The sequence below is a fragment of the Legionella qingyii genome (assembly GCF_003990155.1).
GTDB lineage: Bacteria > Pseudomonadota > Gammaproteobacteria > Legionellales > Legionellaceae > Legionella > Legionella qingyii.
In genome coordinates, this window is record NZ_RZGX01000008.1 from 38,870 (window position 1) to 55,954 (window position 17,085).

Consider the following 17,085-nt stretch of genomic DNA (forward strand, 5'->3'; position numbering starts at 1 on the left):
GCCGGAGTGTCTTAATGAAAAAGCTCACTACTCTGTTGTTGCTGGTTTTCTCTATCAATGTTGTTGCTTCTGTTGTGTTCGGTGATTCTTGCGATACGCAGGCAGGGATGTCCGACTCTTATGTTTTAGCGCTCAGCTCGCAGCCTGGGTTTTGTCAAACGTATGGATATGAAGCCGGTAAGCCGGAATGCATGCATCTATCTAAAAATTCCTATCAAGCAAAGCATCTTACCTTACATGGTTTATGGCCGAATCAAAATGCCTGTGGCCAAAGTTATGGGTATTGTGGTGTAGAGCAAAAATCCAGGCATTGTGCTTATCCCCCGCTTAATTTATCACCACCAGTTTCTGAACATTTAAAAAAATTGATGCCGAGTTACAATTATGGGAGCTGTTTGGAGCGTCATGAATGGAATAAGCATGGCAGTTGCCAAATTTTATCTGCAGATGAGTATTTTTCACTGGCGATGCGTTTGACTGAGTCGGTTGATAATTCTGTCTTAGGACATTATCTAGCGGAACATCAAGGACAAAAGGTACCCTTAACGGTCCTGCGTGAGATGGTAATCAAATCATTTGGTAAAAATAATTCTGGAAAAGTTTATTTAGGTTGCAGGAATGGTATATTGGTTGATATTTATATTCAGTTGCCGGCATTAATTCCTTTTGATGAGTCTTTAGAATCATTAATCGAAAATGCTCCTGACTCTCAAGTTCATGATACTTGTCCTGCCAAGGTCATACTTTCAGATTTTAATAAAGGCTCTTGGTTTTAAATTGTAATAGCCTGGGTTAAGCGAAGCCCGGGTTTTCAGGAACAATATTCCCGCTTCTTCGCTTCATCCAAGCAACTGATAAAGAGTTTATGCATTTTAACTTGGCCTTGCACATTGTTAGAACTTCCTCTAATGTAGAGGAATTATTGATATGGGAATGAAGTCTATGCAAAAGCGGTGTTACTTATTGATTATAATTGTCTTTTTATTAACTGCTTGTGTGCATCATGCGCCAAAAAATCAGCCTCTAACTGCTCCGACACAAGTATATAAGACAAAACAAATAAGACGAGTACCCGCTTTTAATCAGGTTAATGTGCAAGGGCCATTTAATGTAAGTCTGCATACAGGTTATAAAGAGCCCCAGGTGATTTTATCTGGCGATGCTCGTGATTTGGCGATCGTAAAAGCAGAGGTTGTACAAAACACATTGTATTTGGCTATAGCAGGGAAAGGTCATTTAAATGGCCCAATTTATGCGGAGATAAGGGGACAATTCCTTAACCGTTTGACGGCAAATGGTACACCCATGATTACTGGAGATCAGATTCGTACTCGCTTGTTGGATGTGTATTTGCTAAATACTGGAAAGGTTAGATTAGCTGGATCCATCGGCTTACGAGTTCTGGACATAAAGGGTAAAGGGCTCACTCAAATTGGTGGAATATCCAGTCCAGGCTTACAGCTCCATTTAGAGGGAAGCCCAAAAGTACAACTTTCAGGCGTTGCAAATCTAGCAAATTTAACCATGCAAGGAAATGCATGGCTTAGTTTGTTTTGGGTTAAAACGGACACTTTGACTGTGCGTGCGAAGCAGAAAACGACCATTCAATTAGCTGGAGCAGTAAATAGGCTCGACGTTGAACTTTGGGGTAATGCACGATTTAAAGGTCGTTACTTACGTGCACAACGCAGCTTTGTGAAGACGCATGACCACTCTGTTGCAGAAATTTCAGTAGCGAAACATCAGAGTAATTTAGCGACGGATGCCAGTGACATTTATTATTTTAATTTGCCCTCAACACGAGCAGATTTCATGGTTTTTGATGGCTCAGTATTGGATATGCGTGAGTGGAATCAATCCGAATTGAAAGATTTCAATCGCTATAATAAGCAACTCCCTTAAAGTAATGTTTCAATTTTCCCTCATCCTGCCCCTCTCCCATAGTGTGGCAAAGCGAAGGTTTTATCAGGATAATTTTCCCTTCTCCCAGGAAGGGAGAGGGTACCCGTAAGGGGCGGATGAGGGTAGCGATCAACGCTTAATTTTATTCTAACTCTCTCCCATCAACACAAGAGAGGATTTTTCATTCAGATTAGATGCGATACGTTGGTTAATACACTGAACAATCTGATCCAAATCATTATCTAATGGCAAAACATGGGCTGAGTTTGCTAGCCAGTGTATGGTTGTATTCGGTAAATGAGCGAACATTTTTTCTACCTCCTTGGAGGCAACAACAATATCGTGAGCGCCAAAAAAGAGGTCAATTGGGCACTTTGGCGTAATCCACTGATATTCGTAAATCATGGTAAACAGTTCAATAAGTGCTGGAATCGGAATCCTTCGATATGATATTTCAGCATGTTGGTTGGTTGCAAGATTACCCGCTACGCCTCGCAGTTCGCAAAACCCTAGCTTTTTAAGTACATTTAGAAGTTGCAGATTACGATAAATATTCATCTGTAATTTTAAGGCAGGGGCTAAGAGAAACATATGATTGAATGCAAAAGTTGTACTCAACGTGCATGCCAATATGCCACCCAAGGAGAGTCCCAGTACATCTACTTTTTGGTATTCTTTAAATAATTTCTCACATTCTTGTGTTGCACATTCAAGCCAATCTGTGACCTTTACTTGTGCAAAAGCCGCAATGCTATCTGCATGTCCTGGTAATGCAGGACAAACTAAAGCATCATAATGATTTAATTTAGGAATTAAATAGCGATAAACCGCTGGCGAGGAAGTAAATCCATGTAAAAGGAGCAGGGCTCTATCTGTTTCTGCTCCCCGCCGTCTAATGGGTTCAAGGAGTGTATAATCTTTCTTGCTTAAATCAAACAGTTGTTTGCCACGGCGCATGTAGCGAAAATCGTTAAGATTCATAGTAACATATCATTCCATATAGGTTGCATTTGTTTTGCAAAATTATTGTAAATTATGGTTAAATACAATTCATCAAGGAACACATCTTGATAAGATTAGTGTATCTGAAAATATTCGATCTACGCCATCTATTTAAAGGCAATGTTTCTTACGATGTGCTATCTTTAACTTAATAGGGGTAGATACTACAGAGGTTAAGATTTATGAGTACAGGAAAAACTGAAAAAGACAAGCCGACTCCACAAGAGAACCAGGCAAGTCCTCCTCCTCCCCCGAAGCCAGATGTCATTACTCCAGATATCAGTGAAGGGCCTACGCCAAAATCAGCAAAGGATGAGGACAAGAAACCACAGCAAGAGGAAGCTCAACCTAAAAAGCCTACTCAACAAAAGGGAGAGGGTAAGGAAAAGAATCCTTATCTTGAGTTGAATGAGCAGCTCAGTCAGATGGTTTCGGAGATTAATGGAGATATAAATAGTGCCTTGAAAGCAGCCGGGTCTAAGGCTTTAGATAAATTTTCACAGACCGAGTTGGGACAAGCTTTAGGTGGGTTGAAAGATGCACTAAATGATAAGGCCGGAGAAATTAAAGATCAATTATTAGATAAGGCTGATGAAAAGCTCGATGATCTCAAAAATACTAAAGCAGGACAAGCTGCGCTTCAGTTTAAAGAGATGGTGAGTTCTATCCAGGACGTAGTTAACTCCGGACTTGTTAATGCTATTAAAGGAGCTACAGCCAAGTTAAATTCCACTGATACTCAGGAATTAAATCCCAGTTCCCAGGAGCAAGTTTATGAATCAGGAGAAAATGAAGATGAGGAATTGGCGGATGAGAACGAGGACGAAATGAGTCTAAGTGAACCAAATAATAGTACTTCTTCTAATTTAATGGCGGAATTTAATGAAGCATTTGAAGGAATGGACTTTGATGCGCTTATCGACAAATCACCTAATTCGAAATCTACTCCAGCACCAACCGAGAGCGAGGAATCAACATTTGATATGAAAGGGCCATAGTAATCGGTACATGAAGCAAAACCCAGGTTTTGCTTATAAACTCCCTGGGTTTCGCTTCACCCACGCTTCAACTCATAATTGATTGACTTTTAACCCATTAATTTATGCGGTAAACTTTCAATACGCCCTGCTTGGGTTACTACGACATAATTTAATTTACGTTGTAGTTCGCTAATTGTATCAGCACCAGCATAAGTCAGACCGGATCTTAATCCTCCCACTATATCAGCAATAATCGCATCAGGATTTTCTTTATACGCTACTTCAGTTGCAACGCCCTCAGCAGTTTTCCACTCATGCATTTGTCCTAAGAAGTTTTCTTGCGCTTCTTTAGATGCCATGCCTCGGTAACGTTTTACTTTGGTGCCATCTTGCTTTTCAATTACCTCACCAGGGGTTGGCGCGGTACCTGCTAGCATGCCACCTATCATGACAAAATCAGCACCGAATGCTAACGCTTTGACTATGTCGCCTGATGTTCTGATTCCGCCGTCCGCTACAATAGAGCGATCAGAGCGTGAACAATCTTGAATACAGGTTAACATAGGGACACCAAAGCCCGTTTTAATGCGAGTACTGCATACTGAACCACCGCCAATACCGGCCTTAATGATGTCTGCGCCACATGAAGCAAGATAATCAGCTCCAGCATAGGTGGCGACATTTCCAGCCATAATACATCGATCCGCAAGCAAATGGCGTAAACTTTTTAGAGTTTTTCCCACATATTTGGCATGAGCATGGGCAACATCCACACAGAAATAATCAGCCCCTGCATCGCGTAATGCTTCTGCTCGCTCCAATTCAGCTGCAGTACAACCAATCGAGACAAACACCTTGCTTTGACATTTTTTAAATTCTGCGATGTTTTCTTCGATGGTCATAAAACGGTGTAACGCACCCATAGCACCTTTAGAGCCCATGAAATTAGCCATAGAACTTTCAGTAATGGTGTCCATATTGGAGCTGATTACGGGAAGCTCCAATGTTAATTTGCCCAGTCTGTCAGTACTGGTTGTTTCCACGACTCTTCTGGATTCGTGGTGGTTGTATGAAGGAACAAGCAGAACGTCATCAAAAGTGATGGCATGGTCAGTCATGGTAAATCCTTAAAGTGCATACTATAAATGCTCCGCAGCATAAAATGCAAGTCTTGAGCGCTCCCCACGAGTTAAACTCATGTGTGCACTGTGTTCCCAGTGTTTAAATCGATCTACCGCAAAAGTTAGACCGGAAGTTGTTTCACTCAGATAGGGGGTATCTATTTGTTTAATATCCCCAAGACAAATAATTTTCGATCCTGGACCAGCACGTGTGACCAATGTTTTTATTTGCTTAGGAGTTAGGTTCTGTGCTTCATCAATGATAATGTAGCGATTTAAAAAAGTACGGCCTCGCATGAAGTTCAAGGAGCGAATTTTAATTTTGTTTTGTAATAAATCTTGAGTTGCGCCACGTCCAAAACTACCACCTACCTGTGAACTGTGCAGAACTTCGAGGTTATCCATTAAAGCGCCCATCCACGGTGTCATTTTTTCTTCTTCGGTTCCAGGTAGGAAGCCTATATCCTCGCCTACAGGAATGGTCACGCGCGTCATAAGAATTTCGGTGTAACGGTTTTGATCGAGTACCTGAGTTAGGCCTGCAGCAATGGTGAGTAAGGTTTTTCCGGTTCCGGCGGGGCCTTGTAAGCTTACAAAATCAATATCAGGATCCATGAGCAAGTTCAGGGTAAAGTTTTGCTCGCGATTTTTAGCATGAATTCCCCATACGGAATGTTTGGTGTAATCACGAATTAACTGAATCACCGCATGGTCACGTTCAAGCTTTTTCACGATAGCTTGAAATTGATCATCTTCTGTACTGATGCAATCATTAGGATTCCATTGACTGATTAATGGCCCCGCTACTTTATAAAAAGTCTTGCCACTTTCTTGCCATGACCCCATATCTTTAGCATGCGTATCCCAGAAATTCTTATCAAGAATATGTAGTCCTCTGTGCAAGAGATTGACATCATCAAGTACCTGATCGCTGTAATAATCTTCAGCAAGAATGCCAAGTATTCCTGCTTTGATACGCAAGTTAATGTCCTTTGACACAATAATTACCTGCGTTTTTCCGGCATACTTTTTTTGTAGACCTAGGGCGGTTGCAAGAATTGTATTATCAACTTTATGCCCAGGAAGTGTAGATGGGACTACCTGGTCGAATTCATCTGTTTGGAAAAATAGCTTTCCGCTGCACTTTTTCTTATTTGAATTAAGATAATTGGGTATAGCCAATCCGGATACGATTTGTTCATGTGATGCATTACTCATGAGCTCTACCAACATACGGTTGGTTTGGCGGACGTTGCGTGCTACTTCCGATGTACCGGTTTTATGACTGTCTAATTCTTCCAGAACGACCATGGGCAAATAGATGTCATGCTCTTCAAAATGATAGATGGCTGTAGGATCATGCATTAAAATATTGGTATCAAGTACAAACAGCTTCCGATGGGTATTGCTATTATCCATAAATTCACCTTGTGATTAAAACGTGTAGCCTGGGTGAAGGCAGTTTCACTGTCATTAAGTTAATAACTTTGCCCTTATCCTACAAGATTCTTCGCTTCTTAACTTAATGGTAATGAGACAAGCCATAACCCTAAAATTATTTGATTGCATCCTTCATTCTGCTTAGGGGATGAGATTCAGTCAAGGATAAAATTGATGTAACTATTCATCATGTTCATCGGAAAGCCATTTTTGGTGCATCGTACACTCAAATCTGACTTTTCCTCTAAAGCATTCAAAATGTGGTGAATAGATACTAAATTATTTTAGTGCGTTAAGTACTTCGGCTATATGTCCTTTAACGCTCACTTTGCGCCATTCTTTGATTAGTTTTCCCTGCGGATCAATGATAAATGTACTGCGTTCAATACCACGGACTTGTTTACCATACATGGATTTCATTTTTATCACATCAAACAATTGGCATAATTGTTCATCATGATCGCTAATGAGTTCGAAAGGAAAATTTTGTTTTGCTTTAAAATTCTCATGCGATTTCAAGCTGTCCCGGGAAATTCCAAATATTTGGGCGTTTAATGCCTGAAACTGAGGATATGCATCGCGGAAATCTTGTCCTTCTGTAGTACATCCTGGGGTTGCATCTTTAGGATAAAAATAAAGGATTACATATGTTCCTCGATAATCACTTAGATGAGCATTGAGCCCACTTGTTGCTGCGAATGCAAAATCGGGTACCAATTCATCTACATTCATTAATCTCTCCCTGCTTTTTTCATTATACGGGAACGGTCTCTTTCCCATTCACGATCCTTAATGGTGTCGCGCTTATCATGTTCCTTTTTACCTTTAGCTAAGGCTATTTTTATCTTTATCTTATTTTTTTTCCAATATAAAGAAAGTGGCACTATGGTATAACCTTGCCGTTCAACACTCCCAATCAGTTGATTGAGTTCTTTTTTATTTAATAATAACTTGCGTGTACGTATTGGGTCAGGAATAGAATGGGTCGAGGCGGTTATGAGTGGTTGAATCTGGGCTCCAAGCAAAAAGGCTTCGCTGTTTTTGATAATGATATGAGCATCCGACAAATTTATTTTCCCCGCACGCAAGCTTTTGACTTCCCAGCCTTCAAGCACCAGGCCGGCCTCATATTGATCCTCAATAAAATAATTAAAGCCGGCTTTTCGATTCAACACAATAGTTGAATCGGATTGTTTTTTATTTGTCATATTTATTCTTTATTACGATCGTGTTTGTAATCCAGTGGTAATTGAGGATAAACCCGATTTAATTGATCATCAACCGCGACGCGGTTATCAAAAACAAAGCATTGTCCTTCCCAGAGCGATTCTTCCTTAGGCATTTGTTCAATATAATTGAGAATGCCATCGTGCAAATGATAAACATTTTCAAAGCCTAAATCTTTTAAATAAGCGGTCGATTTTTCACAGCGTATTCCGCCTGTGCAAAACATTGCAATTTTTTTATCTTTTTTATCGAGAAGCTGCTCGTGCACGTATTGCGGAAAATCTCTAAAGTTTTCTGTAGTGGGATTAATCGCATTTTTGAATGTGCCCAGTTCAAATTCATAATCATTACGGGTATCGATTAACACGACGTCAGGATCTTTAATTAATTCATTCCATTCTTGAGGACTAAGATAAGTTCCCACTATTTTCAATGGGTCAACGTTGTTTATACCCATAGTGACAATTTCTTTGCGAAGTTTGACCTTGGATTTTTCGAATGGGTTTTCATCATCAAAAGTTTCTTTAAATTTTAAGTCAGCTAACCGCTCATCTTGGCGGATGAATTGATAAAATAGATCCATTTGCTCACGCGTACCAGCAAAACTTCCATTAATTCCTTCAGCGGCTAATATAATAGTTCCTTTGATTTTGATTTCATGCATTTGCGTAAGCAAAGGCTGTCGCATCATTTCAAAATTATCCAAGGGAACAAATTTATAAAATGAAGCAATCACGATTTTTTTCATTGTACTACCTAGAAATATAAACAAAAATATTTGGCAAAAATTAACATTTACACAGAATTTAATCAATAGGCTTGAATTCAATGCACCCCCGTCTACGTTTAAATATTAAGCAAAATTAACTAAATGCGTTGACAAAAACTAACCAGCGATCATACTGTTATATACTAAAGCTATCTGTGCTTTGATTCCGCTGGCTTTTTATAAGGAGATAATATGGCCTATTACATTCGGAAGTTGCGGTGGTTCCTAATCGCTTGTTTATTTGTTCCATTTATGAGTTTCGCTGCTACTCCAGTAAAATCGATGGTTGTTTTTGGCGACAGTTTGTCTGATACAGGGAATACTACTCATTTACTTAAAAGTTTGCGTCAGGAAGAAGATCCTGCTTTTTTAGTAGCACCTTTTAAAACATTCGTGCTCAACAAGATGGTTGAGTTTGCTGAAGAATATTATGTGCCACAAATGGTTTTGGATTCAGGGATCGCCATTGTTACTGATTTTTTTGATAATCAATTAGGACCTTATGTTGCTAATTTGGTAAGTAAAATCAAATTGGTACCTGTATTACCCGGTAAACCTTATTGGAATGCACGCTTCTCCAATGGCCAAGTATGGAATGAATATTTAGCAAAAATGATATCCATTTCTCCAGATGATGAAGAAGTTTACTTAAATCGTGCATTTGGGGGGAGCTGGACTGCAACTTATGATTATCAGTTAACGGTATGGAATTTGATACGTCATCCATTAGGAACAATCAAAAATCTGATTGTAGGCAAGTTGGTTCCACCCAGTCTTGGGTTAACTGTCCAAGCTTATTTGCTGGAGCATCCAGCCTTAAGCGATGAAACGGTATTTTTTATTTTCTCAGGCAGTAATGATTACATCAATGTCTTGTTCTTTGAAGACAATTACAACACCGAAGTAATGAGTACCTATGTTGATAACGTCTTATCTGGTGCGGGCTCTGCTGTTATGAAATTAATGCAAGCCGGTGCGCGTCGTTTTGTTATTATGGGACTGCCTCATATAGGCGATACCCCCCGCATGGTGCAAACCACCGATAGAGAAGTTTTGAATAACGCCATTGATATGCACAATGAGCGACTTCGAAATCGCATGCAAGAATGGGCAAAAATTTATCCCGATTCAAATTTCCTCTACATCGACATGGGCGACTACCTGGGACGTGCTTTAAAAAATCCGGAAAATTATGGATTTACTAATACTACGGAAGCGTGTATTGATGTGAAGCTTCCTATGTATGATGCATTCCGCAGCTCGCCATTTGCTAATAACTACGTATTACGCTATGCGCAAGTACTCCAATATAGGGACGCAAGCTTTGCTGCAGGAGACAAAAACTATCAAGTATGTGATACTCCTGAAAGTTATTTATTCTGGGATGAAATTCATCCAAGTACTCGTGCTCATGGGTTGCTTGCTTTTGAAGTGTGCAAGGCCATGAAGGACCACGGATATGATGTAGCGTGTAAAAATCCTATAGAGTAAAAAAGTTGTGAGTCGTTAAGCGTTTTTTCTAGCGTGGCCTGGGTGAAGGCGCAGCCATTAACCCGGGTTTTCTTTTTGTAGAATTCCCGGATGCGACTGTGATTTCACTGAGCCTATAATTTTAATCTTTAAATCTTTAGAGGATTAACTATGAAACATCGTCCTCTGGAGTGAGTTTTCTGTACGGAACATGTTAGTGATTTATAAATGTTTATGGCATAATTGCCCTTTTTTTATTGATAAGTCGTTCATGTGCGGTTGTTGAAGCGAGGAGCAGGTTATGTGTGGGATTATTGGAGCTGTATCTGAAAGGGACATCAGTAAAATTTTACTGGAAGGGTTACGTCGTCTAGAGTATAGAGGTTATGATTCTGCTGGTATTGCAGTAATTGATAATGACAAACGTTTAAATCGTGTAAGGATCCAGGGTAAGGTACAAAATTTAGCTGATGCGATGCAAGAAACAGCTATTGCTGGTAATACAGGTATTGCCCATACACGATGGGCCACCCACGGTAAGCCTTCAGAACAAAATGCACATCCCCATATATCCCACGGACAACTTGCATTGGTACACAATGGGATTATTGAAAATCATGAACAATTGCGTCGTGAATTAGCAATGAAAGGGTATCAGTTTACTTCCGAAACTGATACCGAAGTGGCGGCTCATTTAATTCATTACTATTACCTTCAGAGTGAAAATTTGCTCCAGGCAGTACAAACCGCCGCCGCAGAAATGGAAGGGGCTTTCGCTTTAGGTGTTATCCACCAACAAAATCCCAAAGAACTTATTGCTATTCGTAAAGGTAGCCCTCTCGTTGTCGGCATAGGAATCGGTGAGAATTTTATTGCTTCTGATGGATTGGCGTTAAAATCTTTCGCACAATCAGTAATTTATTTGGAGGAAGGCGACAGCGCTGTTATTACCTCAAAAAGTATCGCGATTTATGACGCCTCCAAATCATTTGTCGAGCGCCCCCTTCATCCCTTAACGAGTGATTCCGAGACAGTAAGTAAAGGTCCTTATCGGCATTTTATGCTCAAGGAAATCTTCGAACAATCTAAGGTACTGAATGATACTTTAGAAGGTCGTGTTAATAGTGTGGAGGTACTTAGATCCAGTTTTGGGGAACGCGCCTCTCATATATTTCCTATGGTGAAACAAATCCATATTGTTGCTTGTGGCACCAGTTACCACGCCGGGCTAGTTGCCAAATATTGGTTAGAGTCATTGGCTGGGTTGCCAACCCAAGTTGAAATTGCCAGTGAATATCGTTATCGTGACGTGGTAGTTCCTAAAGATACTTTATTCATTACCGTTTCCCAGTCAGGCGAGACTGCAGATACTCTTGCTGCACTACAAAAAGCAAAAGAGAAGGGATATTTGGCCAGCTTGGCGATTTGTAATGTTGCAACAAGCACCTTAGTCAGAGAAGCTGATTGTGTTTTTCTAACACGCGCCGGAATTGAGATTGGTGTGGCATCTACTAAGGCATTTACAACTCAGTTGGCTGCTTTTTTGATGTTAGCGGCAGCGTTGTGTCATGATAATCGCGCAAACGAAGTATTAAAACAATTGCAGGAGCTGCCTGCATGTTGCGAACGTGTATTAAAGATGAATGAAGAGGTTGAAGACCTGGCATCACTGTTTGTACATAAAGCACATGCTTTATTTTTAGGTCGCGGTGTTCAATACCCAGTAGCCCTAGAGGGTGCGTTGAAATTAAAGGAAATTTCTTATATTCATGCTGAGGCATACCCCTCCGGAGAGTTGAAACACGGTCCTTTGGCTTTGGTTGATGAAAACATGCCTGTTGTTGCGGTTGCCCCTAACGATGAGTTGTTGGACAAATTAAAATCCAATTTACATGAAGTGAGTGCTCGGGGTGGCCAGTTGTTTGTTTTTGTTGATGACTCCCAAAGTTGGCGAGCAAATGGGGCTCGTTTGATTAAGGTCCCTTGCTGTGGTTTATGGGTGGCTCCCATTATTTATACAATTCCTTTACAACTGTTGGCTTATCATGTTGCTGTTGTAAAAGGGACTGATGTGGATCAGCCACGTAATCTTGCCAAATCTGTGACTGTTGAGTAATAATGTGGCGTTTTTTTAACTAATCACCCTTGACATTCTTCTCTATGTATATAGAGAGAACTTAAGATAAGAACTTATAGTTTATAGTAGGCAAAAGCAGCGCGTAACTCAAGAATAGGATTACCGAATCTGGGTTGCGCTTTGCGACACCCAGGTTACATTTTCCTTATATTTCTAAGGTGAAGTAATCAATTGTTATATTTTTTATGTTTTACGGGGATGTAAATGACTCAAGAGATGTTGAGATTAGCTGCGATTATTGCGCAAGAACTCAAAGTTAAACCAGCGCAGGCAGAAGCAGCCATTCGTCTGCTTAATGAAGGGGCAACAGTTCCTTTCATTGCTCGTTATCGCAAGGAAGCTACCGAAGGACTAGATGATGTGCAATTACGCTTTATTGATGAACGTGTACTTTATCTGCGTGAATTGGATGAGCGTCGAGCCGTAGTTTTACAGTCTATCCGCGAACAAGAGAAACTCACTCCTGAACTTGAAAAAAGCATTTTGGCAGCAGACACTAAAACTCGTCTTGAAGATTTATATTTGCCATTCAGACCAAAGCGTCGTACAAAAGCGCAAATTGCCATCGAAGCAGGCTTGGAGCCTCTTGCGCAGGCACTTTGGAAAAATCCTATGTTGGATCCCGAAGAAGAAGCTGTTCAATTTATCAATCCTGAGGCAGGCGTTGAGGATGCAAAAGCAGCATTAGAAGGTGCACGCCACATATTAATGGAGCATTTTGCTGAAGATGCTGATTTGATTAATGAGCTACGTGAATACTTGTGGCAGCACGGCATCGTCAAATCAACAGGAAGCTCTAAGAAAAAAGAAACCGTCAATAAGTTTTCAGATTACTTTGATTATTCTGAAGCAATTAAAAAAATCCCGTCACATCGTGCTTTGGCGTTATTCCGCGGCCGACGAGAAAGTGTTTTGCAAGTGAGCCTTATTTTACCTGAACATGATTTATCGTATGGTGAAAATAAATTAGCAGCTCATTTCAATATTGTTGATCAACAAAGAAAAGCTGACAGTTGGTTGCTTGAAACAGTCCGTCTGACCTGGAAGGTAAAATTATTTACCAAGTTAGAGTTGGAGTTGCTGACTCGCTTACGAGAAATTGCAGATGAAGAAGCAATAAAAGTATTTTCCAGAAATTTACGTGACTTATTACTCGCCGCACCTGCAGGTCCACAAATTACTATTGGACTTGACCCTGGAATCAGAACCGGAGTTAAAGTGGTTGTGGTTGATGCAACTGGTAAATTGCTGGATTACACCGTTATTTTCCCATTAGCGCCACAAAATGAATGGCATCAGGCAATTACTGATTTAGCTAAATTGGCAGCAAAATATCAGGTTAATCTGATAAGTATCGGTAATGGTACAGGATCTCGTGAAACAGAACGCTTGGTCACTGAATTAATAAAAATGTACCCTGATTTAAAACTGACCAAAGTTATTGTAAGTGAAGCGGGCGCGTCTGTTTATTCAGCTTCAGAAATTGCTTCACAAGAATTCCCAGATTTGGATGTTACGTTAAGAGGGGCTGTTTCTATTGCGCGACGTCTCCAGGATCCGCTTGCGGAATTGGTCAAAATCGAAGCTAAATCTATTGGAGTGGGACAATATCAACATGATGTGAATCAAACTCGCCTGGCTCGGAGTCTTGATGGTGTTGTAGAGGATTGCGTGAATGCCATAGGTGTTGATGTAAACACGGCTTCAGCTGCGCTGTTATCTCATGTTTCAGGTCTTAATGAGGCTTTGGCTAAAAATATTGTGCTTTATCGTGATGAACATGGTGCATTTAAAAACCGCATGGAATTAAAAAGTGTACATCGCATGGGCGAAAAAGCGTTCCAACAAGCAGCAGGTTTTTTACGCATCATGAATGGTGATAATCCACTCGATGCCTCTTGTGTGCACCCGGAAGCTTACCCTCTGGTAGAAAAAATCATTGAGAATAGGAACATTGATATTAAGAAGCTGATCGGTAATAAAGAACTATTACACAGTGTGAATGCTGAACAGTTTGTTGATGAACAATTTGGTTTACCTACAATCAGAGATGTGTTGCGTGAACTGGAAAAACCAGGTCGCGATCCAAGACCTGAATTTAAAACGGCACAATTCAAGGAAGGTGTCGAAGACATCGAACATTTACATGAAGGAATGATCCTGGAAGGAGTTGTGAGTAATGTGACTAATTTTGGTGCCTTTGTGGATATTGGTGTACACCAGGATGGATTGGTACATATTTCAGCGATGACCAACAAATTTATTTCTGATCCACGTACTGTAGTGAAGGCCGGTGATATTGTGACGGTCAAGGTTATTGAAGTGGATAAAGAAAGAAAACGTATTGGTTTAAGTATGAAATTGGAAGACGAGCCTGCAAATCAGCCCGTTAAAAAAGTTGCAAAAGCATCTGAAGTGAAAAGACCACCTCAAGTAAAAAAAGCTGAGCATAAGAAAAAATCCGAGGTTAAAAAAGTTGAGCCAGCCAAAAAAACTGTGTTTAATACAGCAATGGCAGATGCATTGGCAAAATTAAAACGTAATTAAAAAGTATGGGATGAATTAAGTTCATAGCCCCTCCCTAGAATGGGCGAGGGGCAGGGGACACTACCATTAAATTATGGATTTTTGTCATTACCAAGCAGCTGGGATCTATTCTTTAAGTAGCACTGCATTTTGTTAGAAATGGGTTCCCGCCTTCGCGGGAACGACAGTTTTTTTCTTGGCTTCATGGCAGTGGGGACAAGGGTGAAGGTTTCATTGGCCGAAACCAATGTCCTCATCCGTGCGTAGGTACCTTCTTCCCCTAAGGATTACTACCATTAAGTTAAGGATTTTTGTCATTCCCGCGAAGGCGGGAATCTATTCTTTAAGTAGCACTGTATCTTGTTAGAAATGGGTTCCCGGTTTCGCGGGAACGACAGTTTTTCTCTTAGCTTCATCGCAGTACCCCTAGGGAGAAGCTAATTTAATGATAATACTGCTGCGTTACATCATGTATAACATAGGTGAATCATGACTTATACTCCACAAGGAGAGCTTGCTATCCAGACTTTGGCAATGCCAGCAGATACTAATGCCAATGGCGATATCTTTGGTGGTTGGATTGTGTCACAAATGGATTTGGCTGCAGGAATATTGGCAAAACGATTAGCATTGGGGCGTGTTGTTACCGTTGCCATTCATTCTATGAGTTTTTTAAAACCAGTCCATGTGGGGGATCTTGTGAGTTGTTACGTAACTTTGGTAAAACAAGGTAATACCTCTATGACGTTCCGGGTTGAGGTATGGGCACATCCTGCCACTCAAAATGAAACCTATCAAGTCACCGAAGGTGTTTTTGTTTTTGTTGCCATAGATGAAAAGGGCAAAGCAAGACAGGTACCTAAAAAAATATGACCAATAATTCGACAGAGTTGTATCATTTACTTACTGAAATGGCTACCCTAATTGAACAAAATGCGGAGCCAGATCCCCAATTATATATTTTATTTTTCCAACAACCCGAACTTGCATTTAAGATAATAGATATCATTGGTAATTTAGAAGAAAAACTGGATGAAGGACTTTCAGTATATTCTGCCTGTGTTTTTGCTTTGGATATTTGTGTTGCTCAGTTGCAAGGTGCGGCAGAATCCAACAATAAGATCACTGCAAAAACCTTGGTTCAGTTGATGGATCACTTAGCCGAAATGATCAATTTACGCAAACATACACTGAGTTTTTGGTTGCCTGTATTAAATTCTTTTTATGAGTCACACGTCGAATTGACGGAGGCTTTAAAAGATGCCTATTATGAACTTGCCAGTGATGAGGAAGAATCTATTCAAGAAGGTGAACCCATATCGCATCTCGATGCAATTCGTGACTTGATTCATGAATTAGCGGATCTTAATGTTTTTGAAATCGCCGAAAATTTTTTCGCCCAAAGCTATGCAATGCCGGCTGATTTTTTTGTCGACCTCATGGTTGACTTATATAACATTGAAGAAGGCGCAGATATTGCCTTACTTATTTTATTACATCCTAAAGCGGATGTTCGCGAAGTTGCTGTGAACACGCTGAGTCAAATTATGGAGATGGTTACTCTATCATCAATATCTCTTTCACGCTTAAAGACGATCAAATATTGGTATCCTGAGAGTTATTATGCCCTCTTTGATTCCTGGATAAAAATTCAACGCAAAAAAGGAGTGGTATTCGCACCAGAACCTGAGGTGGCCAAGATGACCGTTAGAGCTACTGAAGTAGATGGTTCTGGCTCGCAGGGTGTTTTTCTACATGTTCGTAAAAATAGGAAAAACCGACTTTGTGGTTTGTTATTAAAGTATGAGTTAGGTCTAAAAGATGCATGGATAACGCCTTCGCTTTCATCAAAGGATGTAAAGGATTACTACCATCAGGCTTTTGATGAAAATATAACTTTGCGGGAAGTGGATTTAGCTTATTTCACAATGATGGTAGAACATTTTTTAGCGATAACAATCGAAAAAGGCGAGATTCCGAATGTCCAATTTTTAGAAATCCAAGAGCAATTGGGGATACGCTTACGTCCTGTGAAGTTGGATTTAGATTATCTGTTTGAACAATTGAGTATCCAAATTACACCTTTTACTCAAGAGGCTATTTCCGAATCTTTGCGACGTTCAAAGTCATGGCTCAAAACCAAATCATTTACTGAATCCTGGTATTTGGAAAATCCTTTGGTTGATAAAATCGTTAACCATAACAGTAGTTTTGTTGAGGGGATTAGGGTGTGTCGCATGGAAGAAGCTATGGAGGCTGTATTTTCTGAAGAAATGGAATTGCATCGCGACAAATGGCAGTTTCACTTTTTATGGATTGCTTTATGGATGAAATCCAAGGAAAAACGAAATGAAAAACTATGGCGCGATAGTTTTTTGATTGCCTATACCATTCATGAAGGAAAACCTCTGAAAGAGATTCCCGTGATGCAGGAAATTTGTCGGCAAACGGTGATTAATAGTGCAGAAACCATGCAAGAGCGGCGAACACATTTGAGTCAGGAATGAGAGA

Annotated in this window: 14 protein-coding genes; 8 read left to right on the forward strand and 6 right to left on the reverse strand. The window is 40.3% G+C overall.

Going from position 1 to position 17,085, the window contains the following annotated elements; genetic code table 11:
• The first annotated feature begins 14 nt into the window (after positions 1-14).
• Positions 15-776: a ribonuclease T2 family protein gene (locus tag ELY20_RS07215; RefSeq protein ID WP_110141955.1), complete on the forward strand. Its 762-nt coding sequence runs from the start codon at positions 15-17 to the stop codon at positions 774-776.
• 166 nt (positions 777-942) lie between these two features.
• Positions 943-1,902 (forward strand): GIN domain-containing protein, encoded by a 960-nt coding sequence (locus ELY20_RS07220; protein ID WP_110142055.1) that lies wholly within the window; start codon positions 943-945, stop codon positions 1,900-1,902.
• 147 nt (positions 1,903-2,049) lie between these two features.
• Here the strand turns inward: ELY20_RS07220 and ELY20_RS07225 are convergent, their stop codons facing one another.
• Complete coding sequence (locus ELY20_RS07225; RefSeq protein WP_110141956.1) at positions 2,050-2,883, reverse strand: alpha/beta hydrolase; 834 nt, start codon at positions 2,881-2,883, stop codon at positions 2,050-2,052.
• A 203-nt stretch (positions 2,884-3,086) separates the two neighbouring features.
• On the opposite strand from ELY20_RS07225, the gene ELY20_RS07230 reads away from it, so the two are divergent.
• Positions 3,087-3,902 (forward strand): hypothetical protein, encoded by an 816-nt coding sequence (locus ELY20_RS07230; protein WP_110141957.1) that lies wholly within the window; start codon positions 3,087-3,089, stop codon positions 3,900-3,902.
• Positions 3,903-3,991: 89 nt separating this feature from the next.
• Here the strand turns inward: ELY20_RS07230 and ELY20_RS07235 are convergent, their stop codons facing one another.
• From ELY20_RS07235 to trhO, 5 genes are all read right to left on the reverse strand, one after another.
• Positions 3,992-5,002 carry a guanosine monophosphate reductase gene (locus ELY20_RS07235; RefSeq protein ID WP_110141958.1) on the reverse strand — a complete coding sequence of 337 codons (1,011 nt, stop codon included), beginning with the start codon at positions 5,000-5,002 and terminating at the stop codon, positions 3,992-3,994.
• Positions 5,003-5,023: 21 nt separating this feature from the next.
• Positions 5,024-6,424, reverse strand: coding sequence for a PhoH family protein (locus ELY20_RS07240; RefSeq protein WP_110141959.1), 1,401 nt, complete (start codon positions 6,422-6,424; stop codon positions 5,024-5,026).
• A gap of 300 nt (positions 6,425-6,724) precedes the next feature.
• On the reverse strand, positions 6,725-7,177 hold the full coding sequence (locus ELY20_RS07245) for a peroxiredoxin (protein ID WP_110141960.1): 453 nt from the start codon (positions 7,175-7,177) through the stop codon (positions 6,725-6,727).
• Positions 7,177-7,653 carry an SsrA-binding protein SmpB gene (smpB, locus tag ELY20_RS07250; RefSeq protein ID WP_110141961.1) on the reverse strand — a complete coding sequence of 159 codons (477 nt, stop codon included), beginning with the start codon at positions 7,651-7,653 and terminating at the stop codon, positions 7,177-7,179. The genes ELY20_RS07245 and smpB overlap by 1 nt, the downstream gene beginning before the upstream one ends.
• A 2-nt stretch (positions 7,654-7,655) precedes the next feature.
• Positions 7,656-8,420 carry an oxygen-dependent tRNA uridine(34) hydroxylase TrhO gene (gene trhO / locus ELY20_RS07255; protein WP_110141962.1) on the reverse strand — a complete coding sequence of 255 codons (765 nt, stop codon included), beginning with the start codon at positions 8,418-8,420 and terminating at the stop codon, positions 7,656-7,658.
• Between the two features lie 213 nt (positions 8,421-8,633).
• Between trhO and plaC the strand changes: the two genes are divergently transcribed.
• The 5 genes from plaC (at position 8,634) to ELY20_RS07280 (ending at position 17,081) form a co-directional block, all read left to right on the forward strand.
• Positions 8,634-9,932: a lysophospholipase/glycerophospholipid:cholesterol acyltransferase PlaC gene (gene plaC, locus ELY20_RS07260; RefSeq protein WP_110141963.1), complete on the forward strand. Its 1,299-nt coding sequence runs from the start codon at positions 8,634-8,636 to the stop codon at positions 9,930-9,932.
• A gap of 280 nt (positions 9,933-10,212) precedes the next feature.
• Entirely contained in the window at positions 10,213-12,027 is a 1,815-nt protein-coding gene (gene glmS, locus ELY20_RS07265; RefSeq protein WP_110141964.1) for a glutamine--fructose-6-phosphate transaminase (isomerizing), read from the forward strand.
• Between the two features lie 225 nt (positions 12,028-12,252).
• Positions 12,253-14,595: a Tex family protein gene (locus ELY20_RS07270; RefSeq protein ID WP_110141965.1), complete on the forward strand. Its 2,343-nt coding sequence runs from the start codon at positions 12,253-12,255 to the stop codon at positions 14,593-14,595.
• A gap of 468 nt (positions 14,596-15,063) precedes the next feature.
• The gene (gene yciA / locus ELY20_RS07275; protein WP_110141966.1) at positions 15,064-15,447 is read left to right on the forward strand and encodes an acyl-CoA thioester hydrolase YciA; all 384 of its coding nucleotides are present in this window, start codon (positions 15,064-15,066) and stop codon (positions 15,445-15,447) included.
• Entirely contained in the window at positions 15,444-17,081 is a 1,638-nt protein-coding gene (locus ELY20_RS07280) for a hypothetical protein (RefSeq protein ID WP_110141967.1), read from the forward strand. The genes yciA and ELY20_RS07280 overlap by 4 nt, the downstream gene beginning before the upstream one ends.
• Positions 17,082-17,085 lie beyond the last annotated feature (4 nt).

Bases quoted from the DNA above. Each gene is read 5' to 3' on its own strand.
- ELY20_RS07245 (WP_110141960.1), bottom strand. From the start codon at position 7,177: ATGAATGTAGATGAATTGGTACCCGATTTTGCATTCGCAGCAACAAGT.
- ELY20_RS07220 (WP_110142055.1), top strand. From the start codon at position 943: ATGCAAAAGCGGTGTTACTTATTGATTATAATTGTCTTTTTATTAACT.
- ELY20_RS07240 (WP_110141959.1), bottom strand. From the start codon at position 6,424: ATGGATAATAGCAATACCCATCGGAAGCTGTTTGTACTTGATACCAAT.
- ELY20_RS07215 (WP_110141955.1), top strand. From the start codon at position 15: ATGAAAAAGCTCACTACTCTGTTGTTGCTGGTTTTCTCTATCAATGTT.
- plaC (WP_110141963.1), top strand. From the start codon at position 8,634: ATGGCCTATTACATTCGGAAGTTGCGGTGGTTCCTAATCGCTTGTTTA.
- trhO (WP_110141962.1), bottom strand. From the start codon at position 8,420: ATGAAAAAAATCGTGATTGCTTCATTTTATAAATTTGTTCCCTTGGAT.
- ELY20_RS07280 (WP_110141967.1), top strand. From the start codon at position 15,444: ATGACCAATAATTCGACAGAGTTGTATCATTTACTTACTGAAATGGCT.
- yciA (WP_110141966.1), top strand. From the start codon at position 15,064: ATGACTTATACTCCACAAGGAGAGCTTGCTATCCAGACTTTGGCAATG.
- ELY20_RS07230 (WP_110141957.1), top strand. From the start codon at position 3,087: ATGAGTACAGGAAAAACTGAAAAAGACAAGCCGACTCCACAAGAGAAC.
- smpB (WP_110141961.1), bottom strand. From the start codon at position 7,653: ATGACAAATAAAAAACAATCCGATTCAACTATTGTGTTGAATCGAAAA.
- ELY20_RS07235 (WP_110141958.1), bottom strand. From the start codon at position 5,002: ATGACTGACCATGCCATCACTTTTGATGACGTTCTGCTTGTTCCTTCA.
- glmS (WP_110141964.1), top strand. From the start codon at position 10,213: ATGTGTGGGATTATTGGAGCTGTATCTGAAAGGGACATCAGTAAAATT.
- ELY20_RS07270 (WP_110141965.1), top strand. From the start codon at position 12,253: ATGACTCAAGAGATGTTGAGATTAGCTGCGATTATTGCGCAAGAACTC.
- ELY20_RS07225 (WP_110141956.1), bottom strand. From the start codon at position 2,883: ATGAATCTTAACGATTTTCGCTACATGCGCCGTGGCAAACAACTGTTT.